At 59.8% G+C, this 25,600-nt stretch carries 25 protein-coding genes; 11 read left to right on the plus strand and 14 right to left on the minus strand.

Features of this window, described 5'->3' with window-relative positions; all coding sequences use genetic code 11:
• Positions 1-7: 7 nt before the first annotated feature.
• Both IVB05_RS33825 and IVB05_RS33830 read right to left on the minus strand, forming a co-directional pair.
• Entirely contained in the window at positions 8-184 is a 177-nt protein-coding gene (locus IVB05_RS33825) for a hypothetical protein (protein ID WP_247780319.1), read from the minus strand.
• 194 nt (positions 185-378) lie between these two features.
• Positions 379-1,134, minus strand: coding sequence for a DUF4336 domain-containing protein (locus tag IVB05_RS33830; RefSeq protein ID WP_247780320.1), 756 nt, complete (start codon positions 1,132-1,134; stop codon positions 379-381).
• Between the two features lie 132 nt (positions 1,135-1,266).
• On the opposite strand from IVB05_RS33830, the gene IVB05_RS33835 reads away from it, so the two are divergent.
• A complete protein-coding gene (locus tag IVB05_RS33835) occupies positions 1,267-1,773 on the plus strand; it encodes an isoprenylcysteine carboxylmethyltransferase family protein (protein ID WP_247780321.1) in 507 nt (168 codons plus the stop codon).
• 244 nt (positions 1,774-2,017) lie between these two features.
• On the plus strand, positions 2,018-2,572 hold the full coding sequence (locus IVB05_RS33840; protein WP_247780322.1) for a thioredoxin family protein: 555 nt from the start codon (positions 2,018-2,020) through the stop codon (positions 2,570-2,572).
• A gap of 245 nt (positions 2,573-2,817) precedes the next feature.
• Here the strand turns inward: IVB05_RS33840 and IVB05_RS33845 are convergent, their stop codons facing one another.
• Both IVB05_RS33845 and IVB05_RS33850 read right to left on the minus strand, forming a co-directional pair.
• Positions 2,818-3,036 (minus strand): hypothetical protein, encoded by a 219-nt coding sequence (locus IVB05_RS33845; RefSeq protein WP_247780323.1) that lies wholly within the window; start codon positions 3,034-3,036, stop codon positions 2,818-2,820.
• Positions 3,037-3,423: 387 nt separating this feature from the next.
• The gene (locus tag IVB05_RS33850; protein ID WP_247780324.1) at positions 3,424-4,062 is read right to left on the minus strand and encodes a GntR family transcriptional regulator; all 639 of its coding nucleotides are present in this window, start codon (positions 4,060-4,062) and stop codon (positions 3,424-3,426) included.
• 145 nt (positions 4,063-4,207) lie between these two features.
• Here IVB05_RS33850 and IVB05_RS33855 point away from each other — a divergent pair, with 145 nt between their 5' ends.
• The 6 genes from IVB05_RS33855 (at position 4,208) to IVB05_RS33880 (ending at position 10,365) form a co-directional block, all read left to right on the plus strand.
• Entirely contained in the window at positions 4,208-4,999 is a 792-nt protein-coding gene (locus tag IVB05_RS33855; RefSeq protein WP_247780325.1) for an enoyl-CoA hydratase/isomerase family protein, read from the plus strand.
• A 32-nt stretch (positions 5,000-5,031) separates the two neighbouring features.
• Positions 5,032-6,252 carry a CoA transferase gene (locus IVB05_RS33860; protein WP_247780326.1) on the plus strand — a complete coding sequence of 407 codons (1,221 nt, stop codon included), beginning with the start codon at positions 5,032-5,034 and terminating at the stop codon, positions 6,250-6,252.
• Between the two features lie 63 nt (positions 6,253-6,315).
• The gene (locus IVB05_RS33865) at positions 6,316-7,296 is read left to right on the plus strand and encodes a tripartite tricarboxylate transporter substrate-binding protein (protein ID WP_247780327.1); all 981 of its coding nucleotides are present in this window, start codon (positions 6,316-6,318) and stop codon (positions 7,294-7,296) included.
• Between the two features lie 35 nt (positions 7,297-7,331).
• Positions 7,332-7,799 (plus strand): tripartite tricarboxylate transporter TctB family protein, encoded by a 468-nt coding sequence (locus IVB05_RS33870; RefSeq protein ID WP_247780328.1) that lies wholly within the window; start codon positions 7,332-7,334, stop codon positions 7,797-7,799.
• A gap of 12 nt (positions 7,800-7,811) precedes the next feature.
• Entirely contained in the window at positions 7,812-9,320 is a 1,509-nt protein-coding gene (locus IVB05_RS33875; RefSeq protein ID WP_247780329.1) for a tripartite tricarboxylate transporter permease, read from the plus strand.
• A gap of 40 nt (positions 9,321-9,360) precedes the next feature.
• Complete coding sequence (locus tag IVB05_RS33880; protein WP_247780330.1) at positions 9,361-10,365, plus strand: 4-hydroxythreonine-4-phosphate dehydrogenase PdxA; 1,005 nt, start codon at positions 9,361-9,363, stop codon at positions 10,363-10,365.
• A gap of 242 nt (positions 10,366-10,607) precedes the next feature.
• Here IVB05_RS33880 and IVB05_RS33885 read toward each other — a convergent pair whose 3' ends face one another.
• Complete coding sequence (locus IVB05_RS33885) at positions 10,608-10,790, minus strand: hypothetical protein (RefSeq protein ID WP_247780331.1); 183 nt, start codon at positions 10,788-10,790, stop codon at positions 10,608-10,610.
• A gap of 303 nt (positions 10,791-11,093) precedes the next feature.
• On the opposite strand from IVB05_RS33885, the gene IVB05_RS33890 reads away from it, so the two are divergent.
• Together IVB05_RS33890 and IVB05_RS33895 are read left to right on the plus strand one after the other, a co-directional pair.
• Entirely contained in the window at positions 11,094-11,492 is a 399-nt protein-coding gene (locus tag IVB05_RS33890; RefSeq protein WP_247780332.1) for a thioesterase family protein, read from the plus strand.
• A gap of 180 nt (positions 11,493-11,672) precedes the next feature.
• On the plus strand, positions 11,673-12,116 hold the full coding sequence (locus IVB05_RS33895) for a hypothetical protein (protein WP_247787224.1): 444 nt from the start codon (positions 11,673-11,675) through the stop codon (positions 12,114-12,116).
• A gap of 1,340 nt (positions 12,117-13,456) precedes the next feature.
• On the opposite strand, the gene IVB05_RS33900 is transcribed toward IVB05_RS33895, so the two are convergent.
• The 3 genes from IVB05_RS33900 to IVB05_RS33910 all read right to left on the minus strand — a co-directional run bounded on the left by IVB05_RS33900 (position 13,457) and on the right by IVB05_RS33910 (position 17,832).
• Positions 13,457-13,924, minus strand: coding sequence for a metallophosphoesterase family protein (locus IVB05_RS33900; RefSeq protein WP_247780333.1), 468 nt, complete (start codon positions 13,922-13,924; stop codon positions 13,457-13,459).
• Between the two features lie 448 nt (positions 13,925-14,372).
• The gene (gene ltrA, locus IVB05_RS33905; RefSeq protein WP_247780334.1) at positions 14,373-15,704 is read right to left on the minus strand and encodes a group II intron reverse transcriptase/maturase; all 1,332 of its coding nucleotides are present in this window, start codon (positions 15,702-15,704) and stop codon (positions 14,373-14,375) included.
• Positions 15,705-17,559: 1,855 nt separating this feature from the next.
• Positions 17,560-17,832, minus strand: a complete 273-nt coding sequence (locus IVB05_RS33910) for a hypothetical protein (protein WP_247780335.1) — start codon at positions 17,830-17,832, stop codon at positions 17,560-17,562.
• Between IVB05_RS33910 and IVB05_RS33915 the strand changes: the two genes are divergently transcribed.
• The gene (locus tag IVB05_RS33915) at positions 17,831-18,142 is read left to right on the plus strand and encodes a universal stress protein (protein ID WP_247780336.1); all 312 of its coding nucleotides are present in this window, start codon (positions 17,831-17,833) and stop codon (positions 18,140-18,142) included. The two genes, IVB05_RS33910 and IVB05_RS33915, sit on opposite strands and share 2 nt — an antisense overlap.
• Before the next feature lie 95 nt (positions 18,143-18,237).
• On the opposite strand, the gene IVB05_RS33920 is transcribed toward IVB05_RS33915, so the two are convergent.
• The 6 genes from IVB05_RS33920 to IVB05_RS33945 all read right to left on the minus strand — a co-directional run bounded on the left by IVB05_RS33920 (position 18,238) and on the right by IVB05_RS33945 (position 25,443).
• Entirely contained in the window at positions 18,238-19,056 is an 819-nt protein-coding gene (locus tag IVB05_RS33920) for an ABC transporter ATP-binding protein (RefSeq protein ID WP_247787226.1), read from the minus strand.
• Positions 19,057-19,155: 99 nt separating this feature from the next.
• On the minus strand, positions 19,156-20,475 hold the full coding sequence (locus IVB05_RS33925; RefSeq protein ID WP_247780337.1) for an ABC transporter substrate-binding protein: 1,320 nt from the start codon (positions 20,473-20,475) through the stop codon (positions 19,156-19,158).
• A 132-nt stretch (positions 20,476-20,607) separates the two neighbouring features.
• Positions 20,608-21,735, minus strand: coding sequence for a branched-chain amino acid ABC transporter permease (locus IVB05_RS33930; RefSeq protein ID WP_247780338.1), 1,128 nt, complete (start codon positions 21,733-21,735; stop codon positions 20,608-20,610).
• Between the two features lie 15 nt (positions 21,736-21,750).
• Positions 21,751-22,680, minus strand: coding sequence for a branched-chain amino acid ABC transporter permease (locus IVB05_RS33935; RefSeq protein WP_256472712.1), 930 nt, complete (start codon positions 22,678-22,680; stop codon positions 21,751-21,753).
• Between the two features lie 10 nt (positions 22,681-22,690).
• Positions 22,691-23,476, minus strand: coding sequence for an ABC transporter ATP-binding protein (locus IVB05_RS33940; RefSeq protein ID WP_247780339.1), 786 nt, complete (start codon positions 23,474-23,476; stop codon positions 22,691-22,693).
• Positions 23,473-25,443, minus strand: coding sequence for an AMP-binding protein (locus IVB05_RS33945; RefSeq protein ID WP_247780340.1), 1,971 nt, complete (start codon positions 25,441-25,443; stop codon positions 23,473-23,475). The genes IVB05_RS33940 and IVB05_RS33945 overlap by 4 nt, the downstream gene beginning before the upstream one ends.
• Positions 25,444-25,600: the final 157 nt, after the last annotated feature.

The raw sequence follows: 25,600 nt of genomic DNA on the forward strand, positions 1-25,600 counted from the left end.
TTAGCGCTTAGTAAGGCAAAAGCTCGGAAGCTTTTGTCCCGGCCAGGCTGTGGAAGTTCTTGCAATGATCTATGACTGTACCGGCGGCATGACGCTCGGTCGAAGGTGAGTACGACCACAGCATGGTGGTTGCAGTAGTGAGAAGGGCAACAGCCGCAATTGCAGATATGATCAGATGCTTCATGGGAAACCTCCGGTTTCCTTCCACGAAGGTTCGTTCGACAGCTTGACCCAAGGTTCAATGAAACATGGGCGCTGGTGAACTATGCACGTTGCCTCGCATTACGCTTCCCGTTGAAATAAAAGAGGAAATCGTTTCGATGGAACCTGTTATTTAAAAAAACTCGATCACGTTTGGATGAGTGGCCTCTTAGCGGGCTAGAGCGCCCATCCGAACGTGCGTTGCAGAGTCTCACTGGCGTTCGAATCGAACCAGCGCCCGTGGCTGAGAATGATGCGTTCTGGCTGCCATGACAGCATTTTTTGGACCGCCGCTCGCGTCTTTCGTTTCTGCAAAAGAAGCGGCAACCGCATCCCGAAGAATATTTGGCCGCGCGGATAGTACATTCCGGTCAGCTTGGCGGCGAACCGCCATGGCTGCCTGATCATGTCAAGCTCAAGGTTTATGATGGTGTCAGCCAATATGAGGGTTTTCGACTCCTTGTGGAAGAAAACAATCTCCCCGAAAATTCCTCCGGGAACGGCGGTCTGATCAATTTCGGCGCGCCATTCCTCCGGCGGTTCGATGCCGATGTCTCTATCGAAATGCACATCGATGCCCCGCGAGCGGGCACGCTTGCGTGCGCGCGGAGAGGCCCAGGCAACCGCCCCCGGAAACGCACGCGACCACTCGCCAATGTGCGCGTAATGGAACTGATTCGGCGATACGAGGTGGCGGACTGTGCCCATCGCCTGCAGGCGGTCCGCGAGCGCAGGCTCGAATGCGATGGGGGAATGGATGAACAGGTCGCCGTTGCCGAGCCGCACCACGGTCATCCGAGTAGTAAACGGCAACGGAAGCCTTACTCCGGCCGTCGTCAAATACTCGAAAGGACCGTCCACGATACCAATGTTTCGGGCCACCGGCTTGTATTGATTTAGGGGTTCGTAGACCTCTGACGCGGCACCAGCCATGGTCTAATCGCCTATTCGATACAGCGGACTTGGGCAGGCAAGGCCGAGCGGCCCTCCACATCCGGGTTGATCCAAGGCAGACCTGACGCTCCCGGTGCGGGGCGCTATAATAGCAAAGAATGGATCGTGTCCATGCGAAGAACCGCCGCCGTCATAGGCACCGCCATTTTCTTCGTGTTCGTGCCCTGCGTGGTGGCCGGGGTGGTGCCGTGGTGGATTTCGCACTGGGAGTTTAGGTTGTCGTTTCTCGGCGTCGAGCTCACGCGCTTCGTCGGCTCCGCGCTAATTCTTGCCGGCGTATCCGGGCTCGTGGATTCATTCGGGCGTTTCGCGCTGCAGGGGCTCGGCACGCCAGCGCCGATCGCCCCGACCCAACACCTCGTCGTTACCGGCCTCTATCGCTATGTGCGCAATCCAATCTACGTGGCGGTCGCCACCGTCAATTTCGGCCAGGCGGTCCTGTTTGGCGATTGGCGGCTGTTCGCCTACGGCGCGGTCTTCTGCCTCGTCTGCCACCTGTTTGTCGTGGGCTACGAGGAGCCGACGCTAAAAAAATCATTCGGGGCGGAATACGAAGCTTTCCGCATCAATGTGCCGCGTTGGATCCTGCGCCTGACCGCGTGGCGAGGCGGTCGGTAGCGGCTGTAAGGTATAACCTTGGCGCTGATTATTGATGGGCCTCTCCTGAAGGCTCTTCAGCAAAGTTTGTCCGAAAGTGGCCCACACCGACGAAATCCCGCGCTCGTCCAAGTGTCGGCTGTTAAGGGTCGACCGGAAATGGCTGACGTATGGCCAAAACGACGCGACTGGCGAGCCGGCTTTGGAAACTGTGCCCCGGCAGGCCGTCGTCAGCATATATTTATTGGGCACAAGGAGGTGCGATATGGCGACAACAGCTACCCAAGTCGTTCTTGATACGCCTGCGGCGGAGTTTCGGCTTCCGGCCACCGACGGCAAGACTTACGCACTGGACGACGTTGCGGGCGAAAAAGGCACGGTCGTGGTCTTCATCTGCAACCATTGTCCCTATGTTAAAGCGGTGATCGACCGCGTGGTTTCGGACGCCCGCGTGCTGATGTCGGAGAGCATAGGCTTTGCGGCGATTTGCTCGAACGATGCGGCGAGCTATCCCGAAGACTCATTTGAGAGTATGAAGCATTTCGCGAAGGCTCATGATTTCCCGTTTCCATATCTCCACGACGAGACCCAGGCAGTCGCTCGGGCGTATGGGGCGGTCTGTACGCCGGACTTCTTCGGTTACAATGCCGACCGCAAGCTCAAGTATCGCGGCCGGCTCGACGAAGGCCGCACAACTCCGCCTCGCGCGGGGGCGCCCCGAGAGCTTGTCGAGGCCATGCGCGCGATTGCGACCACCGGTCTGGCGCCGGCTGACCAAAAGGCGTCTATTGGCTGCTCGATCAAATGGAAGGACGAATAAAGCCGAGCCCTGTCAACATGTTTCGTATCTAAGACCGCCGCGTGCGGCAGCATTTGCTGCACATGTGCGATTTGACTAGCGGCATCACGAGGGCCCAGCGGCGGCTGCCGGAGTCGATTCGCCCCTTCTGCTTCAGGTCTGCTTCCGGGGCAACACGGACATCAACCGGTGAGATAACCGGCTAAGTCGGTCGAAAATGACCCAACTGAGACATTGGCGCGGGGCTTCTGTCCCGCGTTTTGCGTTTAGGACCACGGCGGCTCTTCGCCCGCCCCGGCTGCCTCGTGGTGGATCGTGACACCCGCCGAACGCAAGCCGGTCAGCAATACAGTTCTTACAGAGGCAGGATCGAATCCAATATCCTTGGCGTTTGGTGGATGTGCCTCGCTGCCCTTCAATCGGAGCGCCAAGTGCAATTGCTCGCAAAGGTGCTGAACGACGAGATTGACCTGATCGTCAGTCATGATCTGCTTTTCCTGCTACCATTTTGCTACCCAACTAGGTAGCACGCATGAAAGTAGGGCGATACGCGATTGGACCGCCCCAAGGATCAACCCCACGCGATTGCCCATGTACTTCAGCCCACTCTATGGGGCGAAAACCAGAAGCGGGAGCCGGTGTCAATCACTGGCGATGCCCAACGGATGGTGCCGCATGCACCGGGACCTTCGCCCGGCGCTCCGAAGGAGAATGAGGTCTTCGGCTCGACACGGTCGACGATGCGGCGCTGCATGTCCGGTGTTGGCCCTTCCGCGACGTGCTGATCCCGCCGAATGGCCGCTTTGCGCCAGTAGCGGTCGTAGCGTGTTCGGCAGAGATACAACCCAACGCAGCCGTTTGAAATTCAGTGATCACTCGCCCTCGGCGAAGCCGGCCTGAACGACTTCCTCGCGCTTTCGCCGCAGGTGTGTGTGCAGGATGTGGGCGAGCCCGCGGGCATCGCGCCGCTGCAGCGCGTTCAGGATTCCTTCGTGCTCCTGTATGGCGAGCGCCCAATGCTCAGGCGACATCGGTGTGATGAACCGTGCCCGCCGTATCCGCGCGGCGATCGACTCATAGAAGCCGGCCAGCACAGCGTTATCGGCCGCGCGAACAATGGCCTCGTGGATCAATCGGTTGCACCGATAGTACGACAAGAGATCCTGCGCGCGATAATGTTCGACCATGTTCGCCTGCAAGTCGGCAATTTCGCGCAGTTGCTCATCGGAAATGCGGGGACACGCCAGTTCGCCAGCCGCAGCCTCCAGCGCCTCACAGACTTCAAACAGTTCCTTGACGTCCTTTTGCGTGAGCTTCGCGGCGCGCGATCCGCGATTGGGCAACAACACGACAAGCCCTTCGGCAGCGAGCACCTTGAGCGCCTCGCGCAACGGGGTACGCGATATCGCGAACGACGCGCACAGCTCGCGTTCGGGAATTCGCGCACCCGGCGGGATTTCGCCCTCCGTCAAGACGTGCCTGAGACGGGAAACCACCTCGTCATGCATCATATCGAGGTCTCCTCGGGGACTCGGTGGAACTAGTTTGAATGCAAAAATGATCCGAACCAAGCAAATTCGGACAGAATCCTGTTGCATAAGACATATTTTGCATTCAAAAATGCCCTCTGCGGCCGAACTGAGGTCTGTCAACAAAATGAATGAAAACGCCACACCCGACACAAACCTGCTTAACGAGGTCCGCGACGGCGTCGGCCGGATCATTTTCAACCGGCCGCAGGCGAGAAATTCGCTGACTTTCGGCATGTATGAGCGGCTCGCAGCGATATGCGAAGCCGCCGCCAGTGATCGTACCCTCAAGGTGCTGATCCTGACCGGCGCAGGCGACAAGGCCTTCGCGTCCGGCACCGACATCAATCAGTTTCGCGCGTTCAACACCCCGCAGGACGCTATCGACTACGAGGCCCGGATCGATCGCGTGCTGACCACGCTCGAACAATGCCGGGTGCCGACGATTGCGGCGATTAACGGCGTTTGCGCCGGCGGTGGCGCCGGGATCGCCGCGTGCTGCGACCTTCGCATCGGCACCAGGACCGCGAAATTCGGATTTCCGATTGCGCGCACGCTTGGCAACTGCCTGTCGGCGTCCAATATCGGCCGACTATCGGCCCTGATCGGGGCAACGCGGCTCAAGGAGATCATTTTTACCGCGCGCCTGATCGAAGCCCAGGAAGCCGCCGGCATCGGGTTGCTGCACGAAGTCGTGGAGGATCTCCCCGCCCTCGAACGACGGGCCGATGAATTGGCGCGGCTTGTCGCGAGCCATGCACCGTTGACGCTGCGTGCCACCAAGCAGGCGCTGCTTCGCGCGCAGCCAAAGCCAGGCGAAGACGAGGACCTGATCCTGATGTGCTATCAAAGCCGGGATTTCCTTGAAGGCATGGATGCCTTCCTCAACAAGCGCCAGCCGCAATGGACTGGCGACTAAGCAACAAGAACAACAAGATTGCGGGAGAAACAATGGGCCCTCTGAGTGGATTGAAGGTTGTCGACCTGACGCACGTCATGGCAGGCCCGACCTGCACGCTGATGCTCGCCGACATGGGCGCCGAGGTCATCAAGATCGAAAAGATTCCGGTCGGCGACGACACCCGCTACATGGTTCCTCCCAAGATCGGCGACGTGGCGGCCTCCTTCCTGATGATGAACCGCAACAAGAAGGGCATTGCCCTGGATCTGAAGACACCGGGCGGCGCGAAGGTGTTGCGGCGCCTGATCGGATCGGCGGACGTTCTGGTTGAAAACTTCGGCCCCGGCGTGATGGACCGGCTCGGTTTCGGTTACGCCGAAATCAGCAAGGCGCACCCTGCGCTGATCTACTGCTCGCTGTCCGGCTTTGGCCGCACCGGACCCTACAAGCATCGCCGCGGATTCGATCTGGTGGCGCAGGCGATGAGCGGCATCATGAGTTTCACCGGGGAGCGGCCCGACGGACCTCCGGTCAAATGCGGCACGCCGCTGTCCGACATCACTGCTGGAATTCTCGCGGCCATGGGCATTCTCGCAGCCTATGCCCATCGTCTCAAAACCGGCGAGGGTCAATGGGTCGAAACCTCCCTGTTCGAGGCAGCACTTGTCCAGACCTACTGGCAGGCTGCCATCGCGATGGCCACCGGCGTGGCGCCGAAGGCGATGGGCTCGGCCCATCCGCTCAATGCGCCCTACCAGGCGTTCGAAACCGCCGACAAGTGGATCGTGGTCGGTGGCGCCAATCAAAAGCACTGGCTGCGTACACTCGAAGTGCTGGGTGTAACCGAACTGGCGCAAGATCCGCGGTTTGCGACCGGCGCCGACCGAATGGGACATTTGAAGGAACTGGAAACCCTGCTCACAGCGCGCTTTAAGACCAAGCCCGCCGAATACTGGCTGGCTGCACTTGAGGAGTCCGGCGTCCCCTGCGGGCCCGTCAACGACATGCTGCAAGCCCTCGCCGACCCGCAAACGATCGCTCGCGAGATGGTGGTCGAGGTCGAGCATTCCGCGCTCGGCCAAGTGAAGACGATTGGATTGCCGATCAAGTTCTCGCAAACGCCCGGCAAGGTGCGCTCGGGCGCGCCGCTCTACGGCGAGCACACCAGTGCAATCCTGGGCGCTTACGGTTTTGACGCCGACGAAATTGCAGCGCTCCACAGAGAAGGCGCGATTGCCGCAGCAGAGCTTGCCAGGGATGAAGTAGGCTGACGCAACAACCTAAGAAAGCGCCGAGAACAAGAAAACAAATCAAGAGATACATGGGAGGACTAGATGTCTCAGAAGCCGACATTCGCTGCGATCGCCTTCGGTCTCGCAATCGGGCTCGCGGGAGCGGCACATGCCGCGTGGCAACCGGCCAAACCGATCGAATTCATTGCAACGGCAGGCCCGGGCGGCGGCACGGATAATTTTGCCCGCGCGGTCCAGAACATCATCACCAAATATAAACTGGTCGAGCAGCCCATCGTCGTCGTCAACAAGGCCGGCGGCAGCGGCGCCGAAGGCTATACCTACACCAAGGCCATGGCGGGCGATCCCTACAAGATCGTGTTCGGCACATCGAATGCCTGGACCCAACCGATGGTCTCCAAGGTCGCCTATAACTACACCGACCTCACGCCGGTTGCCGCGATGGTGCAGGACGAGTTTCTGCTCTGGGTGAAGCAGGATGCGCCCTACCAGCACGCGCAGGATTTTCTCAAAGCGGTCGCCGCGAAGCCGCCGGGCGATTTCAAGATGGGGGGCGCACAGTCAAAGGACACCGATGAAACCCTCACCCGCATGATCGACAAGGCGGCCAAGGTGAAGTTCGTCTACATTCCCTTCAAGAGCGGCGCCGAGGCCGCGGTGCAACTGGCCGGCGGTCATATCGACGCCCACGTCAACAATCCCAGCGAAAGCATCGGACAGTGGAAGGGCAGCACCCAGCGCCCGCTATGCGCCTTCAGCCCGCAGCGTCTGCCTGACGGACCCAAGGTCACGGCAACGCAAAACTGGCACGACATCCCCACCTGCGTTGAATCCGGCCTTGCCATTCCGCAATTCCAGCAACCCCGCACAGTCTGGCTGCCGGGAAAGGTGACCGCCGATCAGGCCGCCTTCTATGTCGATCTGATGAAGAAGGTGCAGGCCACGCCGGAATGGAAGGAATACATCGAGCGAACGTCGCAAACCGACACCTTCCTGACCGGTGAGGCGTTCAGCAAGTTCATCAAGGACGACATCGAACGCACCCAAAAAGATTGCCGCTGACGAGGGTTGGCTGATCTCCAACTAGAGCAGGGATCATGGTCTCGGGACGCAGTCTGGAAGCGGCGACGGCGCTCATCACCGGGGCGTTCGGCGCAGCCGTCGTCGTCTCCAGCCTCGACAATGGTATCGGCTGGTCTGCCTCCGGCGTCGAGTCCGGCACCTTTCCGTTTATCGTCGGTCTCGTCATTCTGGCCGGCAGTGTGTTCAATCTCGTGCAGGGCTGGCTGCACGCGCGGGCCGTCATTCTCGGGCCAAGCGAACTCAGGCGGTTGGGAATATTGTTCGTCCCGGCCGCGGTTTTTGTCGGAATTATTCCGCTGATCGGGATGTATCCGGCCTCTGCCTTCTATGTATTCGCAGCGCTGGCCTGGCACAAGCGCGGATCGCTGCTCGTTCCGGCCCTCGCCGCGATCGGCGCGGCGTTCGCGCTCTATCTGATATTCGAGCTGACGTTCCAGATCTCGTTGCCGCGCGGCGCGCTCGGCACCTTCTTCGGTTTCTAAGGGAGCGCTTCGTTGGAAAATCTCGAAGCTCTCATGCACGGGTTTGGCATCGCGCTATCAGGCAATCACATCTTCCTGATGTTGATCGGCGTGCTGCTCGGCATTCTCGTCGGCGTGTTGCCCGGGCTCGGGGCGCCCAACGGCGTTTCGCTGCTGCTGCCGCTCACCTTCGGGATGCAGCCGGTATCGGCCATCATCCTGCTCTCATCGATGTATTGGGGCGCATTGTTCGGCGGCTCGGTCACTTCCATCCTCTTCAATATTCCAGGCGAGCCCTCCTCGGTCGCGACCACGTTTGACGGCTATCCCATGGCGCGCGACGGCAGGCCGACCACGGCGCTGGCGACGGCGTTCGGCTCGGCCGCCTTTGGCGCGCTCGCCGGTGTCGTTCTCATTACGCTCTCGGCGTCTTGGGTCGCGCAAGTGGCGCTGGCCTTTGGACCTCCCGAATATTTCGCGGTCTATTTTCTGGCGTTTGCGAGCTTCGTGGGCATGGGCGGCTCGCCACCGATCAAGACGCTGGTGTCACTCGCGATCGGCTTTGCCCTGGCCGCCGTCGGGATCGACACGGTCTCCGGCAGCGTGCGGCTCACCATGGGCATCGACGAGATGGTGAAGGGTGTCAGCTTCGTGGTCGCCGTCATGGGCCTGTTCGGCATCGGCGAGTTGCTGATTGCGGTGGAAGAGGAGTTTCACGTCAAGGCCATCTCCTCCAAAGTGGAGTGGCGTGAAGTCTTCCGCGCGCTCGCGGGTCTTCCGCGATATGGCTGGGCGCTGTTGCGCAGCGCGGCGATCGGTTGCTGGATGGGTATTACACCGGGGGGCCCGACCGCCGCATCGTTCATGAGCTACGGCATCGCCAAGCGTCTTTCGCCACGGCATGCGAATTTTGGCGAAGGCGAGCCGGAGGGTATCGTCGCTCCGGAAGCCGCGGATCATGCCGCCGGCACCAGCGCCCTGCTTCCCATGCTGTCGCTCGGCATTCCCGGATCGGCTACCGCAGCCGTCATGATGGGTGGCCTGATGATCTGGGGACTGAATCCCGGACCGATGCTGTTCGTCGAGCAGAAGGACTTTGTCTGGGGATTGATCGCTTCGATGTATCTCGGCAACGTCGTGGCTGTGGTTCTGGTGCTGTTGACGGTGCCGATCTTCGCGGCGCTAATGCGGGTGCCGTTCTTCATCATCGCGCCGGTGATCGTCATCATCTGTACGGTCGGAGCCTACTCGGTTTCCAATTCCTATCTCGACGTCATGTTGATGATGGGATTCGGCGTTTTGGGATATCTGTTCAAGAAACTTCATTACCCTCTGGCGCCGCTGGTGCTGGCGATCGTGATTGGCGACAAGGCGGAAGATGCATTTCGCCAGTCGATGCTGATGTCGAGGGGCTCGCTCGGAATATTCTTTGCGAAACCGCTGGTGACAACGCTGATCCTGCTCGGCGCGGCGCTGCTTCTGATGCCGGTGATCTGGCGAACGATCGGCCGAATGATGCAGCGGTCAGAGGTAAAGCCATGATAATCGCACAGAACAGATTGACCGCAGGAAGGCCCGGGAGATGATGAGACCGATCATAGCGCTTGCGATGGGTGATCCCGCCGGCATCAGCCCGGAACTGACGGCCCGACTCCTCGCCCTCGACGACGTCGTCAGCAAAGCCCGGATCGTCGTCATCGGCGACCGCCGCGTGCTCGACGACGGCGCGCGCGTTGCCGCGGTGAAGCTTGACTTGATATCGGCACCACCCGACGCCGACCTCTCGAAGGAAGAGCGGGCACCGGTTTTCATCGATCTCGGTCATCTCGATCCGGCATCGGTCGCGCGAAGCACCGCGACGGCCGAAGGTGGCCGGTTTGCGCTGGCGAATTATCGTCAAGCGCTGACGATGGCACGTGACGGCCGGGCCGACGCCGTCTGCTTTACGCCATTCAACAAGAATGCCATGCGCCTTGCGCACCCCGTCTATGACGACGAGATCAGCTTTTCGGCCGACGTGGTCGGGCTCGACGGCCCGGCGAGCGAATTCAATGTACTGGAAGGACTTTGGAACGCGCGCGTTACATCGCATATCCCGCTTGCGGAGGTCGCAGCGCATATCACCAGGGAACGCGTCCTGCGCGCGCTGCGGCTCACCGATGCCTCGATGCAAACAGCAGGCTTCCAGCGACCGCGCATTGCGGTCGCCGGCCTCAACCCCCATGCCGGCGATGGTGGAAATTTCGGACGGGAAGAGATTGACGCGATCGGACCGGCGGTGGTCGAAGCCGCCGCTGGCGGGATCGCAACTGAAGGCCCGTTTCCCGCAGACACCGTGTTCCTGCGCGCCAAAGGCGGCGCATTCGACGCCGTGCTGACGATGTATCATGACCAGGGCCAGATCGCGATGAAACTGATGGGCTTCGATCGCGGCGTGACACTGCTGGGCGGCTTTCCGTTTCCGATCTGTACGCCGGCACACGGAACGGCCTACGATATCGCTGGCAAGGGAATCGCAGGGGTCGGAGCCGCGCGCGCGGCGATCCTGCTTGCGGCGGAAATGGCGCAGAAACAAAGACGGATTTGAATCTGCGCTGCGCAACGAACCAGACATTCGGCTCTTGATATGTATTGGACGTTATCGGGAATTGAAGCAGCCAGCCCGCACCTCGCTTAGGAGAGTCGCCTGGCTAATGACCGCTTTGCGCCAGAACCGGACGTACGCGAAATGTCGCTTTTGACCCATCTGCGACATTGGGCAGCACTCAAGAAAGTGCACGATCTCACTTGATCGGCGGAATGGTTCGCGCAGGCGGCGATGTCCTGAGCCTACGCGCTTATGTTCAACTGCCGCAGCACGTCAGCGATGAGTTGCTTCACGTCCTGATGGCCACCGTTGCTGAAGGTGATGCGCGTGCCTTGTCCGTCGGGCAGTGGTGTGGCGGTCACGATCCTATCCGTGTTGATGACGATGGGCTGATCGTCCGGTTGCGTGAACTGCACGAATGCCATGAAAGATCGATCCTGCCTGTTGGGCGCGAGCCGCGCGCGGCGCCCCGAAACCTGCGACGCGCGGGCGTCAAGGTCAAGCCTGTGTACCGAAAACGTAAAGGCGAGGCGCTTCAAACGGCTTGCGGCGTTTGTGCCCGCTCCACCCGACGCGCCGCCTCGCTTCCCGGTGAAGGGCCGCACTCATCTACGCGGTTGCGGAATGACCGCTGTTGGCCCAACTCTGACCTAGCCAGATGTCCGCTTTTGTGCTGCTGTTGGGGGCGAAGCGCTCTACGCGTCTAGATAGAGATCTAGGACGAATGAATGCGGCAGATTCCGTTGGGAGCCAGAGGAACATCGACATTGCGGGTGCTACCCGAACATCTTGCCGACCGGTTCAAGGACGCCATATTGCCGCAAGTGCTTGCGACGCCCGTGATGATTTTGATAATGGAAAACGCCGCGCTCAATGCCATCAGACCGTTTTTGGATGCAGGTGAAAGTGCGGTCGGCACCGCAGTAGATGTACAGCACTTCGCCGCCACGCCTGTAGGCCACGAGGTGTGCGCGACGGCCGAGGTAGTCAACGTCGAGGGAAAACGAGTTGACTTCAAGGTGTCGGCAAGCGACGGCATAGAGGAGATCGGCAGCGGAACCCACCAACGAATTGTGATCGATCTTCGTTCGTTCAACGAGCGCCTTGCCAAAAAGAGGGGCTACTAACGCAACGGTCGGCCTGACATTGCGGCCAGCTCTTGACACAAGGCGTGCGCCAAGAGGCGACCAGTGCCAAGGCGCTTCCGTGATCGGGCGCTGTCGCCGTCAGCCATGATGGCGTCACGGCCCCGCGTGCCGGACCTGCTCGTGAGGGAGCGGAAGGAGCAACCAGAAGGCGAGAATAGCGTGACTTCTCAGTGGCAGTATCAGGTTAGGTTCGATGTGAACGATTCTGCTACGGCGGAATTGGCACGCCGAAAACTCCGTGATCCGGCACTGGCGCCGCTGTTCGATGTCCTCGCCGAGCATCGCGCTGCGCTGAAATGCCAGTTCGACGCCTTTGCGGAGTATGTCGCCGCAGCAGAAGAGCACGGCGTCGAAAACTATCCGCTCTACCAATGGACGAAGGCGACGATCGAGAATCCGGCGAAGAAGGAAAAGTATTTGAAATCCTTTACGCTCTACGTGGACGACCGGGAGGTCTATGGCAAGGAGATTGCTGACGCGCTGGAGGCGGACTTGCAACCGCTGGCCACTAGCGGGCTCATCTCGCGAATATCCAAGTACGATACCAATCCCGCCAACAATCCTCAGTCGCCGCAGCGCCCCCGCGAGCGGAGCGATCCGTAAGGGTACGCTGCCGGGAGAGGTAAGGTCATCCGAACCGCCGATTGTCGGCGACTTGTTCGCGAAAATCGTTCCCGGGAAACTAGGCCATCCTCTCCTAGGATGGCGAAAGCGAACAGGTCAACCTGCTCGCCGAGCTTCCCTTCGATCTATCGCGGAAGCCTGAGGGTCTGCTGCTGCTCGAGAAGAAGGCCTCAGACTTGGGCGTGCTCATCTTGTTCGACGGTGACAAGGAAGGTTCGCCTACTCCCGTGACCTCCGGCCAGGATAAGGTCATGTTTGGTATCCAGGTCATTGACGGGCCAGCGATTAATGGCATCGGTCCTTCAGCTCCGTTCGCGTACTGAGCACAAGCACCCGAATTTCCGAATGTGCCTACCCCGGAGTTCATCCAAGGATAGTCTTCGTCAGGTTCGTGTTGGCTTCCGGGGATGGAATAGCTCTTCGACGGACTGTTTCGGTTCCTTGATCCGAGAGCGGTCCTTGCGATCGTTCTTCTGTGCTTCGAGTTTCTGCAGGAAACGGAAACGCGGCGATCGCGTCGCGTGCCCCGATCGGCCGTGCTTGGTCATGCCGAAACCCTTTTGGCCGCCATGCGTCATTGATCACCAACGAAAGCTGTGCTCATTTCTTGCACCCGGGAGCCGCCACCGGGGCCAAGCTTCATGCGGTTCGCCGAAAGCACAATTAGAGGGAAAGGATAGCCCTGATCGTCAAAAGGCGCGAGGCTGGGACGGTCGGTTTGCGAAAGCAAAATGCTGCAGTGCGGCGCGGCAGGATGTGCAAAACATCACCAAGCTTGATCACGATCAGCGCGCCGCCCGCGCTTTCGCGGACCACCTTATCGAGGACCTTCGTGATGCCTGAGCTAAATCTGCTGACCGCAACTCGCGAGAGTAGCAGAGATTGGTATGCCCGGAACGGAGCCAATCGGATGAAAACCTCGAAAACGATCGCCGAAGCGGTGGCCGGTCTGGAGCGGTTGATGACCGCAGAGAAGAACGAGGAGGAGCCCTCAGGGTCGTCCTGCGCTCCGTGAGGAAGGTGCTCGCCCCCAGCGGGCTTTTCATGATCGCGGACCGACTATGCGGCTGTTGAAGCTAGGGCGAACCGCCTGCCCAGCCGCTCCTTTGGCCCGCCAGATCGCGACGAGGCCTACAACAAGGCGGCCGCCCTGGCGGACTCGTTTCTGGCTTAGAACGACTCGCTTCTGCTCTTAAGGCACACGGAAGGCAGGACACGCATTCGGCCGAGGCGGCGCCCTAGAACCCGTGTCCGTTCGCGACTGCTAAGTTCATTGCAGAATGGAAGCGACTCGGCCCGCGGTCGAAACGCCTCCGCAGTTAGCCCGTACCGGCAAGGTGATGAATGAGTGGCCTAGGATCGCTTGCGGTCAGATCCAAAGTCGCCAGAGTGATGGGCAAGTTGAAACGGCGTGGCCCAGCACTTCCCGGATTGAGATAGAGCACGCCGCTGACAGTCTCAATCAGCGGCCGATGCGAGTGGCCAGAAATAACCACGTCGATCCCGCACGACACCGGATCGAGTTGCAGTTCGTGGATGTCGTGGAGGACATAGATGGAATGCCCGCCGAGCCTTACCATCTGGGTGTCCGGATAGTTTTCCGCCCACTGGCCCTTATCGACGTTCCCTCTGATCGCAATAACAGGCGCAATCCGGCGGAGTCCGTCCAGGACGTTCGGACCACCGATGTCGCCGGCATGGATTATATGCGTCACTCCGGCGAGCCGTTGCCCGGCCTCTGGACGCAGGAGTCCGTGGGTATCCGAGATAACTCCGATTTTGAGCACTACCACATGATCCTGGTCGCCCGACAGTACGGAAGGATAGCAAATTACCGGCCGTTACCTTTACTGAGTTGACCCGATGTTAGGCCCTACCCGTGGCAGAGCAAAAGCCCCTTAAGGCCCAGGACCTTCGGTCCCGATAAGAGACCACAGTTTCAGCGCCCGTGAATACGCGACAGACAATTTACAGAAATGGTAACTCTCAATTCCATAACCCGCGCTTGTAAGCCGCGGCGTGCTCCTTGTGTCCGCTTTCCGCCAGCAGCGGTCGTCCCGACAAGGACGCGATTGGTAGAGTCGAGGTGTGACGCGGTAGCTTTAGGTTCGAGCATATCTGTTGCCGCCCCTTTCGTCTGGCGGTGCCTTACTGGCTCGACCATGGCGCCGTTTTCACACCCCGCTCATCGAACCGGACAGGCAGATTTCCCGCATCCGGCTCTCGGACAAAACTTCACGCCTTCACCCACGGCACGTCGTGCCCAAGCCTGCTCAGGCGTACGAGCCCAAAGTGCCCGTAAAGATGCGAGAGTGGATAGGTCCCGCCCTTGCGACGCCTGGTTTTGTGCTTGACCTGCAACCACCGGCGCAACCGCATCGCTGTGTAGCTGTCGAGCGCCCGATACGCCTTGCTGACGGTGCCTACTTGGAAGTAGTTCGCCCATCCGCGCAGCGTACGGTTCACCTTGCCCACCAGCTTTGTGGTTTCTTGCCATGTCCCGGTTCGGTCGGTCAGTGCATGGATCTGCTCAACCATGCGCTTGATGCTCTTCTTCGATGGCCGGTAACCCAGGCGCGCCTGGCCGGTTCTCGCAGAATACATTCGTCCGAACGTGTAACCCAGGAAGTCGAACTCTCCTTCCGGAACATTGCAGATTCGCGTCTTCTCCTCGTTGACCGTGAGCTTCAGCTTGCTCATGATCTTGCGCAGTTGTTGCAATGCCTGATCGGCATTGCCTTTCTTGCACAGGATCACAAGGTCGTCGGCATAGGTCACGATACGACTGCCGAGGCATTGCTCCAGTCCGAGCTTCTTCCATCCCAGCACGAACCGGCGCATGTATATATTCGCCAGCAGCGGTGAGATGGGTGAGCCCTGCGGAATGCCGCGCCGGCTGTCCCGGGCTTCGGTCGTGCGCGTCTTCCTTCCTCGATCATCGGTTTCTTCCACGGGGCATTCCAGCCACATCTTGATCAGATGCAGCACGCGCCGATCAACGATCCGGCGCGCTACCGACTGTAATAACTCGGCATGGGGGATGCTTCCGAAGTAGTCCGCGAGGTCGGCATCGACGACTTCCGGGTGGCCACGGAACAGCAGCCCTTCCACCTTGACCACCGCCTGTTGGGCATTCCGCCCTGGACGGTACGCGTACAGTTCGGGTGGAAGGTCGGCTTCGAAGATCGGCTCCAGCACCAGCATTGTTGCTGTCATGCAGACCCGATCCCGCACGGTCGAGATGCCCAGCGGCCTGAGCGTGCCGTTGGCCTTCGGGATGAACACTCTTCTGATAGGATCCGGTTGGTAGCTCTCCTCCCTGAGCGCAAGCGCCAGTTCGCCGAGCCACCGCTCCACGCCATACGCCTCAATGTCCGCGAAGTCCTGGCCGTCTACCCCCGGTGCGCCCTTGTTGGAGCGGCACTGGGCGAACGCATGAGCCAGGATGTCCTCGCGGCTGATCTTGTCGTACAGCGCGTAGAAGCGATAGCCGGCTTCTGCCTTCGCTTTCGCGTGCAACGCCTTCTGCAGCTTCTGAACAGTTTTCGGAGTTGATAGGTTGCCCAATCTCCAAATCCCTCACCACTTGTTGCGTCTGTCTTGAACTGAGGTCCCTTCCCTCCCCCGGCGTTACCCGGCTTCAGCGGTAATACGAACCTCTCCGCCACCCCATGGCGCCCGATCTGTCCCTCGCGGGCGCTCGGTTGGTCATCGCTGACCGCGCCATGGGGCTTCCCGTGTTGCGTACGCTTTCCTTGTGTACATGCCGCCGCCACTACCCCGGCGCAGCGTCTGAACGTATCGTTTCGCTCATTTCATCCAGACGTATCAGTCTTCCCCGAAAGGGTTGTCGGGTCGACCTGCGCATTGTCCTTTTCGAGGCTTGCTCGGCGTTCACTCGCGTTGCGGCCTGCACACTCGCGCTGTCACCAATTCGTGACACGCTAATCGAAGGCTTCAGCCACTTCGTTACCTCCATGACTGCTCCGATGCTTCCGGCTGGAGCGGTTGCCGGGTGGGGTTTGCACCCACTGGAAAGCGCCGCCTTTGCACGGCGCACACCCATCTCGGACATCAGATGGCTGAATGCAGGCGGATGTAACGCGCGCACCCGTTATCCGTTGAGGCGGGAGGAGCCTCATCCGCAATTCGACAGCATCTTCTGGAGTATTGCCTCGACCCGAGTGCGGCGAAATCTCAAGTTCCTCAGGCGCATACTCAGCCAATCACCGCTCCGCCTCCTTGGCAGAGTGTTGCGCTCCCGCCTGTTCGAGGGAAGCATCATGCCCCAATCTCAACGCCTCTCGTCCGTCATTCCATTCGCTGCAATTGAGCGCCCCACCTGTCCGAAGTGCAAGGCCCAGATAATGCTCGTTAGCATCGAGCCAGCACGCGCCCGGGGCGTCGACTTGCAAACGTTTGAATGCGCCGTCTGCAATCAGTGCTTACGAGCTTTGCCGCGTTTGAAGACCCCATGAAGTCCAAGGCCTTGGACGCTGGCTTCAAGGCGATTTGCACTCACCGAAGTAAGGCCCCGCCGGCGTGAACCGGCGGATCGGACGGCGCGGGACTAGCTCGCGCCCTCGTGATCAGATCTCCTCGGTTTCAGCCTCCGGCTGGCTGCGGTAGGCGTCTCGGAGCCACAGGCGATTGAGGGGGATCGTTCGCGCCAAACGCGCGCGAGCCGCCGGGCTTCCCCAGCGGCTCAAGCGTTGCGTAGCGATGTGTTGCGACGCGCAGCGTCGCGTGGCGGAACGTTGCGATGCGCCGAGGCGCGTCGCGTTGCCTGCCGTGATGTCGGTAAGTCCTACGCGTCTCATCGACGATTCCAACATGGTGCAGTCGCTAGGCAACTTCAAGACAGCGCTGCTGCCATAAAACGTGCGCTATCTGTTTGTGATGCCATCTCTTTATGATCGTGCTTAAGAAGGCCGCAACTGCCGTAACGAGATGTAACAAAACCATGTAATACAATAGACACGCGCGTCGTTTTTTCGATTGCGAGCCTGCTTCGTCCGAGCCGGTCATCCCCATTAGCGCCGACCTATTCGAGGAGCGAAGAGCTTTCGCGGCCAGTACGCAACTATCCTCGAACGAGGGAGAACAACCCGTTTGTCGCAGTCGCCTAATCGACAACAGAAAAATCGAAATCTTCAAAGCCTCGGCATTGTCCGGGCATTTACTTATAACAATCTCAGTGGCGCTCTCCTCGTCGTAAGAAGTGCAAGATGGCGTTTCCAATTTCGCTGTATCGGTTGCGGAGACATTCGGCGCACACGTCGTGGGGACCGCCTTCTATCCGGCAATAGTCGGTGGCGTTGACCTGTCGGCTAACTTTATTCGAGCCCAGCAAGCTGAAGCCCGAAAACACGCAGAGTCCGTGGCCACCGCGTTTAACGAGGCGATGCGTCGCGCCGGCGTTTCAGCCGAAACACGCAGAATTGAAACTGGCGTCGGCGACGTACCAACCCAGTTCGCGCATATCGCAAGACGATTCGATCTTTCCGTCATTGGCCAATTCGAAAGGGACCGGGATCATCGAACCACGAATATCGTTATTGAGGCGGCGCTGCTCGAATCCGGAAGACCGGTGCTCATCGTTCCTTTTATTCAGAAAGATCGCCTCAAACTCGATCATGTCATGGTGTGCTGGGATGGCAGCCGGGCAGCCACGCGAGCGATCGCCGATCGCCATGCCGTTTCTTACCCGCTCCGGCAAGACGAGTATTGTTGTTGCCGACACTCACAGCGCCCAAAGCGCAGAACCTCCGGGTGCGGATATCGCGACCCATCTGTCCCGTCACGGAGTAAATGCCACGATTGAGCGCATTCCCGTCAGCAAGATCGATGTTTCAAATACGATCCTGTCATATGCAGCCGATGCAGGTGCCGATCTCATTGTCATGGGCGGGTACGGGCATTCCCGGCTGCGGGAATTTATTCTTGGCGGGATGACACGTGGTATGCTTGCTTCGATGACCAAACCCACATTGATGTCGCATTGATCGGATGCCGGTGCGAGACAAACCACAGTCTGGTCTTGCGCCGCGCCTCGCGCGGCGGGCCCACTCAACGCGCGCCGATCACTCAACGTCATCACCTAAGCGAGCCAGCGTTTACGCCGCTTGTAGTGCTTCCCATCGCGGAATGATTTGCGCTTGTCCCCGGCGACGCCAAGATAGAATTCCTTGACATCCTCATTTGCGGCGAGCGCCCTCGCCTCGCCATCCATCACCACGCGGCCATTTTCGAGGATATATCCGTAGTTGGCGTATTTGAGTGCCATATTGGTGTTCTGCTCGGCGAGAAGAAACGAGACACCTTCCTTGACGTTCAAATCCTTCACGATCTCGAAGATCTCTTCGACGATCTGCGGCGCGAGGCCCATCGAAGGCTCGTCGAGCAGGATCATCTTCGGGCGCGACATCAGCGCGCGGCCGAGCGCGCACATCTGCTGTTCTCCGCCCGACGTATAGCCGGCGGTCGAACCACGCCGCTCCCTGAGACGGGGGAAATAGGCATAGACCCGCTCCAGATCCTGCGCGATCGCGGCCTTGCCGTCCCTGCGCGTGAAGGCGCCGGTCAGGAGATTCTCTTCGACAGTAAGGTGGGCGAAGCAACGCCGCCCCTCCATCACCTGAATGCAACCGCGCCGCACCAGCTCGCTCGGCGACAGGGACTGCACTTCGACGCCGTCGAACAGGATCGAGCCCTTGGTGACCTCGCCGCGCTCCGCATGCAGCAGATTGGAGACCGCCTTCAGCGTCGTTGTCTTGCCCGCGCCGTTGGCGCCGAGAAGCGCGACGATTCCGCCCCGCGGCACATCCAGCGATACACCCTTCAACACGAGGATGACGTGACTGTAGACAACCTCGATATTGTTGACCGACAGAAAGGGCGCTGCCGCTTCTGTCGCCATAGAGGCCTTAGGGATTGACACGCGGTCCTCTCCAAACGGTTGCAGCTTTCGAAAGATCCGGGAGAAGGCGAACGCTCCTCCCGGATCGCTGGGAAGCGTTCAGCTTTCTTTCGAGCAGTCGCGCGGCTGGACGTTCTTCTCCGCGGCATACTTCGCGGAAACTTCTTCGACGAGTGGTTCGGTGTCGGATTGGTTGGCCGTATACCAGTCGGAGATGATTTTCCAGCCCTTGCCGTCCCACTGTTGTACGCGCCCCTCCCGCGCGCCCTCGTGGTCGGAGCAGGAAATCTTGATCGGCTTCAACATGCCCTCGAAGCCCATTTCCTTGATGCGTGCCTCAGTGAGGTTGAGGTTCTCCAGACCCCAGCGGACCTGCTCGCCCGTCAGCGGCTTCTTGCCGAACTTTTCCTGCGCCTTGCGTATCCCCTCCACGCCGAGCATGGCGTTCACCATGCCGCGGTTATAGAGAACTTCGCCGACCTTGCCAGGCTCCGACGCCCCCTTGCCCTTCGCGTAGACGTGCTTCTCTATGTCGGCATGCACGGGGAATTTGCCTGCACCATGCTGAAGCATCAGCGACTTGTAGCCAGTGGCTTGATCGCCTGCCGGCGTCACATCCGGCTCTGCGCCTGACCACCAGACACCGATCATCTTTTCGCGCGGATAGGCAACGGCCGCCGCTTCCTTGACTGCCGTGCCGTTCATGACGCCCCAGCCCCAGACCAGGACATAGTCCGGCCGGTTCTGGCGGATCGCCAGCCATTGCGACTTCTGTTCGACACCGGGGTGCGTGACCGGGATCGGCGTAAACTCAAAGCCGTGCTTCTTTGCCAGCACCTGCAGCATCGGGATCGGCTCCTTGCCGTACGGGCTGTCGTGAAAGAGCAGCGAAATCTTCTTACCTTTCAGCTTATCGACGCCGCCGAGTTCCTTGGCGACGTGCTGGATCGCGATATCGGCCGCGGACCAGTACGTGCCGAGCAGCGGGAAGTTATACGCGAACACGGCTCCGTTCTTGGAATCGGCGCGGCCATAGCCCATCGTGATAATCGGGATCTTGTCAGTCGTGGTCTTTTCGGTGAGGGCGAATGTAATGCCGGTCGACAGCGGATTGATGAAGGCCGCGCCGGTCGGGCCCTTGCCTTTGAGACGCTCGTAACACTCAACGCCCTTGTCGGTTGCGTAGCCGGTCTCGCATTCCTCGACCAGAAGTTTGACGCCGTTGATGCCGCCGTCGCGCTCATTGATCAGGTTGTAGTAGTCGGCCACGCCGTTTGCGTACGGCACGCCATTCACGGCGTACGCGCCCGTCCGGTAGGACAGTATTGGGATGAACTGTTCGTTCTGCGCTGCAGCCGGAGCGGCAATCGCTGCGCTTGATAACATGGCTGCCGCCAGTATCAGTTTGTTGCGTACCATATTGGTTGTCCTCCTCGTTCAGCCCGGTTTTCGCCGTACCGGGTCTTGTTATCGCGGGGCTTCCTTGCTCCTTCTGCCAACGACCGCCGCTCCGCGTTGCGATCTCCGGCTTCCTTCGCACTGACCGCCTCTTCAGTACGGAAACGGCCAAAGCCTGAGCTTCTCCTTGCCAAGCGATATGAGCCGGGCAAATCCATGTGGCTCCTTGATGAGAAGATAGCAGATTAACGATCCAAAGATGATGAATTCCAGGTGGGTGATCGTCTCTGTCGACAGCGGCACGCCGAGCTCGGACGGAATCAGGTTCAGCAGGATCGGCAGAATGAGGATAAAGGCCGCACCTACGAACGAACCCACAATCGATCCCAGCCCGCCGATGATCACCATGAACAGCAGCTGCAGCGATCGATCGATCGAGAACGCGAGCGGCTCCCATGAGCCCAGATAGACGAACGCCCAGAGTGCGCCCGCCACGCCGATGATAAATGAAGAGACCGCGAAAGCCGTGAGCTTTGCATAGAGCGGCCGGATACCGATCAACTCGGCGGCGATGTCCATGTCGCGGATCGCCATCCATTGTCTGCCGAGATTGCCGCGAACGAGGTTCTTCGCCAGAACCGCGAACACCGTTACGAAGATCAGGCACAGCATATAGCGCTCGATCGGCGTGCCTACGTTCAGACCGAAGAAATCTAGTGTCGGTGCATTGACCGACCCTGACGGCGCATAATTGGTGAACCACGACACCCGCAGGAACACCCAGTCGAAAAAGAATTGCGCTGCGAGTGTTGCGACCGCCAGATAGAGGCCCTTGATCCGCAGACTGGGAATACCGAAGAGGATTCCGGCAACAGCCGCCGTGAGACCGCCGAGCAAGATGGCTAACAGTACGGGCAACGGCGGGATCGAAATCGCGAAGTCAAACCAGGCGAGCGGAATATGAACGCCGGTCCCCAACTTGTAGGCGGAGTAGGCGCCGATGGCCATGAACGCGCCGCTGCCGAGCGAGATCTGGCCGCAATAGCCGACAAGGATGTTTACGCCGATAGCGGCGAGCGCGAGGATCAGGAAGGGCAGCAGAATGGCGCGAAGCAGATAGTCGCTGCCGAACGGCCAAATGTCGAAGTCGGCCAGCAGCGGCACGCCAATGAAGGCTATACCGAGCAAGATGGCGAGCGCCATACGGTCCTGGCGGATCGGGAAGATCGCCATATCCTCCGCGTAGGTCGTCTTGAATTGGCCAGCCTCACGATAAAGCACAACGAACTCCTCGTCTCAGATACGTTCGATGATCCGCTCGCCGAACAGCCCCTGCGGCCGCACGAGCAGCACTGCCAACGCCAGCACGTAGGCGAACCAATATTCGATGCCGCCACCTATATGCGACCCCAGGAACACCTCGGCGATCTTCTCGCCCGCCCCCACAATGAGCCCGCCGACGATGGCTCCCGGAATGGAGGTCAAGCCCCCGATGATGAGAACCGGCAAGGCCTTCAGCGCGAGAAAGGTGATGGAGAACTGTACGCCAAGCTTGGTACCCCACACGGTCGCCGCAACCAGCGCAACGAGACCGGCAGCAAGCCAGACCACGAACCAGATCCAGCTGATTGGAATCCCGACCGACTGAGCGGCCAAGTGGTCGTCGGCAACCGCCCTGAGTGCGCGACCGGTCTTGGTACGCTGGAAGAATATCGCGAGGCCCGCGACCAGAATGCCGGCGATAAAGCCGCCCCAGACATCCAGCTTGTTGACCAGAATTCCACCGGGAAAGAGATTTTCAAACAGGAACCAGGCGTCCGTCGGAAACAGCCGCAAAGGGTAAGCATCGGAACCGAAGATCATCTGCGCCGCACCCTCGAGGATGAATGTCACGCCGATGGTGGACATGAACAGCGTGAGGCCGTCCTGGTTGACAAGCGGTCCGATCACGAACTGCTCGATCAGCCAGGCGGTTATCGCCATGATCACGGCAGCGAAGCCAATGCCGAAGATGATCGCAGCCCAAAGCGGGAAACCCCATGCCACCAGCAGGTCGAGCGAGCGGACCAGCGCCAGCCCTGCGAGCAATACCATTGCGCCTTGGGCAAAATTAAAGACACCGGATGCCTTGAAGATCAGCACGAAGCCGAGCGCGACCAGCGAGTACAGCACGCCGGACATCAATCCGCCGATCAGCACTTCGAGAAATTGACCCAACCCGATCACGCAATGCTCCTTAGTGCGCGACGCCGAGATAGGCGTCGATGACGCCCTGATTCTCCTTGACCTCATCCGGCGTGCCGTCGGCGATCTTCACGCCATGATCGAGCACCGCCACGCGATGGGAGAGATCCATCACCACAGCCATGTCGTGCTCGATCAGCGCAATGGTCGTGCCATAATGATTGTTGACGTCGATGATGAACCGCGACATGTCCTCCTTCTCTTCGAGGTTCATGCCTGCCATCGGCTCGTCGAGAAGAAGAAGATCGGGCTCCATCGCAAGGGCGCGGCCAAGTTCGACGCGTTTCTGCAGGCCATAAGGCAAACGCGCAACCGGCACCTTGCGGATCGCCTCAATCTCCAGAAAATCGATGATCTCCTCGACCCGGTGCCGATGCTCGATCTCCTCTGCCAGCGCAGGGCCGTAACGCAGCATCTGCCACAGAAGACCCCGGCGCATCTTCAATGTGCGGCCAGCCATAATATTATCCAGTGCGCTCATTCCCTTGAACAGTGCGACGTTTTGAAAGGTGCGCGCGATGCCGCCACGGGATGCCTCGTACGGCTGCATCTGGGCGCGGGTCCGACCCTTGAAGGTGATGGCGCCATGGTTCGGATGATAGAAGCCGTTGATGACGTTGAGCATCGAGGTCTTTCCGGCGCCGTTCGGTCCGATGATGGCGCGTATTTCGCCTTTCCTGATGTCAAACGAAACGTCCCTCAGCGCCTTCACGCCGCCAAACGCCAGCGATACGCCTTCCACCTGAAGCAAGATTTCGCTGGTGTCCGGCATCCTCATGCGGCCTTCCCCAGAGATTCCGTCGAACCAACTGTTTGCAAGTCGCGGATCTTGACCCGAGCCGCGATCACGCCCTTGCGGCCATCCTCAAAAGTGACTTCGGTGGAAATGTCGGCTTCATGCGAACCGTCGTAGAGCGCCGTGATCAGTGGAGCATAGCGCTCGGCGACGAATCCGCGGCGAACTTTCTGCGTGCGGGTCAATTCGCCATCATCTGCGTCGAGTTGCTTATGCAAAATGAGAAAGCGGCGAATCTGCGCGCTCGCCATCACCTTTTCCTCCACGAGGGAGCGGTTCACCGCGGCAACATCTTTCGCCACCATGTCATAGACCAGCGGATGTCCCGCCAGCTCCTGGTAGGAACCGTAGGCGATGTTGTTACGTTCGGCCCAGTTCGCCACAGCGGCCGGGTCGATATTGAGAATGGCGCAAACGAACTCCCTGGAGTCGCCGTAAGCGACCGCTTCCTTGATGTTGGGAAAGAACTTCAATTTGTTCTCAAGATACTTCGGCGCAAATATCGTGCCGTCGGCCAGCCGGCCGACATCCTTTGCGCGATCGATGATCTTCAGATGTCGTGTCTTCTCGTCGAAAAAACCCGCATCGCCGGTCTTGACGTAGCCGTCAGCCGTCAGTGTCTCCGCGGTCTTCGCCTGATCCTTGAAGTATCCGACAAACATGCCGGGTGAGCGGAACTGCACTTCACCTGATTCCGCAATGCGGATGTCGACGTTCGGCGCCGCCGGCCCAACAGTATCGGGGTAGATCTCCCCGTCCGGCTGACAGGTGACGTAGAGGAACGCTTCAGTCTGACCGTAGAGTTGCTTCAGGTTCAACCCGATCGAACGATAAAACGCGAAAAGATCCGGACCGATGGCCTCACCTGCCGTATAGGCTACGCGTACGCGAGACAAGCCAAGAACGTTTTTAAGGGGCTCGTAGAGTAACAAGCGCCCGAGCGCATAGAGCAGCCGGCCTGACAGTGGCACCGGCTTTCCGGTCAAAATCGACTCGCCATGCCGTCGCGCAATGCCAAGGAAGTAGTCGAACATTCGTCGCTTGATTGGCGCAGCGTCCTCCATGCGGACCATCACCCGCGTCAGCATGTTTTCGAAAACGCGCGGCGGAGCGAAATAAAAGGTTGGTCCGATCTCGCGCAAATCCTGCTCGACCGTCCCACCGCTCTCGGGGCACGCCATGCAGAAACCAGCGGCAAGGCCCTGTGCATAGTTGAGATAATGATCGCCTACCCAGGCGAGCGGCAGGTAGGCGAGCGCCACGTCCTTGTCGGTCAGGCTGTCGAACCTGACGGTATCCGTCGCAGCGTCGATGCAGCCTCGCGCCGACAGCATAACGCCCTTCGACGCACCGGTTGTTCCCGAGGTGTAGAGGATGATCGAGATGTCAGAACCTTCACCCTGCCGGATGAACTCATCGATCTGCCTGCCGAGCGCCGCGCTGGCCGCAAGCGCGGCGCGGCCGTCGCCGATGACATCGCGGATTGCGATCAATCGGTTGTGGTCGTAGTCATCGAGGCCACGCGGCTCGTCATAGACGACCTTGTGGAGGTGCGGCACCCGGTCGGATACAGAAAAGACCTTGTCGACCTGCTCCTGATCTTGCGCCGCAACAAACTTCACGTCGGCGTGAGCGAGGACATAAGCAAGCTCGTCAGCCACTGCATCCGAATAGACCGGAACCGGAATCGCGCGCAGCACTTGCGCTGCCATCAGCGTCCAATAGAGCTTCGGCCGGTTGGAACCAACGATGGCGATCGTGTCTCTTGGCTGTAGTCCAAGTCGATGCAAGCCCGCAGCGTAAGCGCGCACGATCTCTGCGACCTGGGCCCAGGTCCACGTCTGCCAGATGCCGAGATCCTTGTGCCGAAACGCAGGACGGCTGCTAAACTGCGCGGCATTTCGCGCCAGCAGCTTGGGGAACGTGTCAAACGATCCACCAACGGCCATGTCGGTCTCTATCCAAAACCGGCACGTTGGCTCGCGCCTGCTTATTGTGACGCTGCGCCCTTCGGGAAGCAGCCATACGGATTCCGCATGCGTCCCTTACATTACAACGGATCGAAAGTCCTACAAGTCCCGGCTTGACCGACCCGAACCCGTTGGT

Origin of the sequence: Bradyrhizobium sp. 170, assembly GCF_023101085.1 — a bacterium.
GTDB lineage: Bacteria > Pseudomonadota > Alphaproteobacteria > Rhizobiales > Xanthobacteraceae > Bradyrhizobium.

Bases quoted from the DNA above. Each gene is read 5' to 3' on its own strand.
- IVB05_RS33840 (WP_247780322.1), top strand. From the start codon at position 2,018: ATGGCGACAACAGCTACCCAAGTCGTTCTTGATACGCCTGCGGCGGAG.
- IVB05_RS33850 (WP_247780324.1), bottom strand. From the start codon at position 4,062: ATGATGCATGACGAGGTGGTTTCCCGTCTCAGGCACGTCTTGACGGAG.
- IVB05_RS33925 (WP_247780337.1), bottom strand. From the start codon at position 20,475: ATGGTACGCAACAAACTGATACTGGCGGCAGCCATGTTATCAAGCGCA.
- IVB05_RS33915 (WP_247780336.1), top strand. From the start codon at position 17,831: ATGCCGTTTCTTACCCGCTCCGGCAAGACGAGTATTGTTGTTGCCGAC.
- IVB05_RS33890 (WP_247780332.1), top strand. From the start codon at position 11,094: ATGCGGCAGATTCCGTTGGGAGCCAGAGGAACATCGACATTGCGGGTG.
- IVB05_RS33835 (WP_247780321.1), top strand. From the start codon at position 1,267: ATGCGAAGAACCGCCGCCGTCATAGGCACCGCCATTTTCTTCGTGTTC.
- IVB05_RS33865 (WP_247780327.1), top strand. From the start codon at position 6,316: ATGTCTCAGAAGCCGACATTCGCTGCGATCGCCTTCGGTCTCGCAATC.
- IVB05_RS33825 (WP_247780319.1), bottom strand. From the start codon at position 184: ATGAAGCATCTGATCATATCTGCAATTGCGGCTGTTGCCCTTCTCACT.
- IVB05_RS33855 (WP_247780325.1), top strand. From the start codon at position 4,208: ATGAATGAAAACGCCACACCCGACACAAACCTGCTTAACGAGGTCCGC.
- IVB05_RS33920 (WP_247787226.1), bottom strand. From the start codon at position 19,056: ATGGCGACAGAAGCGGCAGCGCCCTTTCTGTCGGTCAACAATATCGAG.
- IVB05_RS33880 (WP_247780330.1), top strand. From the start codon at position 9,361: ATGATGAGACCGATCATAGCGCTTGCGATGGGTGATCCCGCCGGCATC.
- IVB05_RS33945 (WP_247780340.1), bottom strand. From the start codon at position 25,443: ATGGCCGTTGGTGGATCGTTTGACACGTTCCCCAAGCTGCTGGCGCGA.
- IVB05_RS33870 (WP_247780328.1), top strand. From the start codon at position 7,332: ATGGTCTCGGGACGCAGTCTGGAAGCGGCGACGGCGCTCATCACCGGG.
- IVB05_RS33885 (WP_247780331.1), bottom strand. From the start codon at position 10,790: ATGGCATTCGTGCAGTTCACGCAACCGGACGATCAGCCCATCGTCATC.
- IVB05_RS33830 (WP_247780320.1), bottom strand. From the start codon at position 1,134: ATGGCTGGTGCCGCGTCAGAGGTCTACGAACCCCTAAATCAATACAAG.
- IVB05_RS33860 (WP_247780326.1), top strand. From the start codon at position 5,032: ATGGGCCCTCTGAGTGGATTGAAGGTTGTCGACCTGACGCACGTCATG.
- IVB05_RS33910 (WP_247780335.1), bottom strand. From the start codon at position 17,832: ATGGCGATCGGCGATCGCTCGCGTGGCTGCCCGGCTGCCATCCCAGCA.
- IVB05_RS33940 (WP_247780339.1), bottom strand. From the start codon at position 23,476: ATGAGGATGCCGGACACCAGCGAAATCTTGCTTCAGGTGGAAGGCGTA.
- IVB05_RS33845 (WP_247780323.1), bottom strand. From the start codon at position 3,036: ATGACTGACGATCAGGTCAATCTCGTCGTTCAGCACCTTTGCGAGCAA.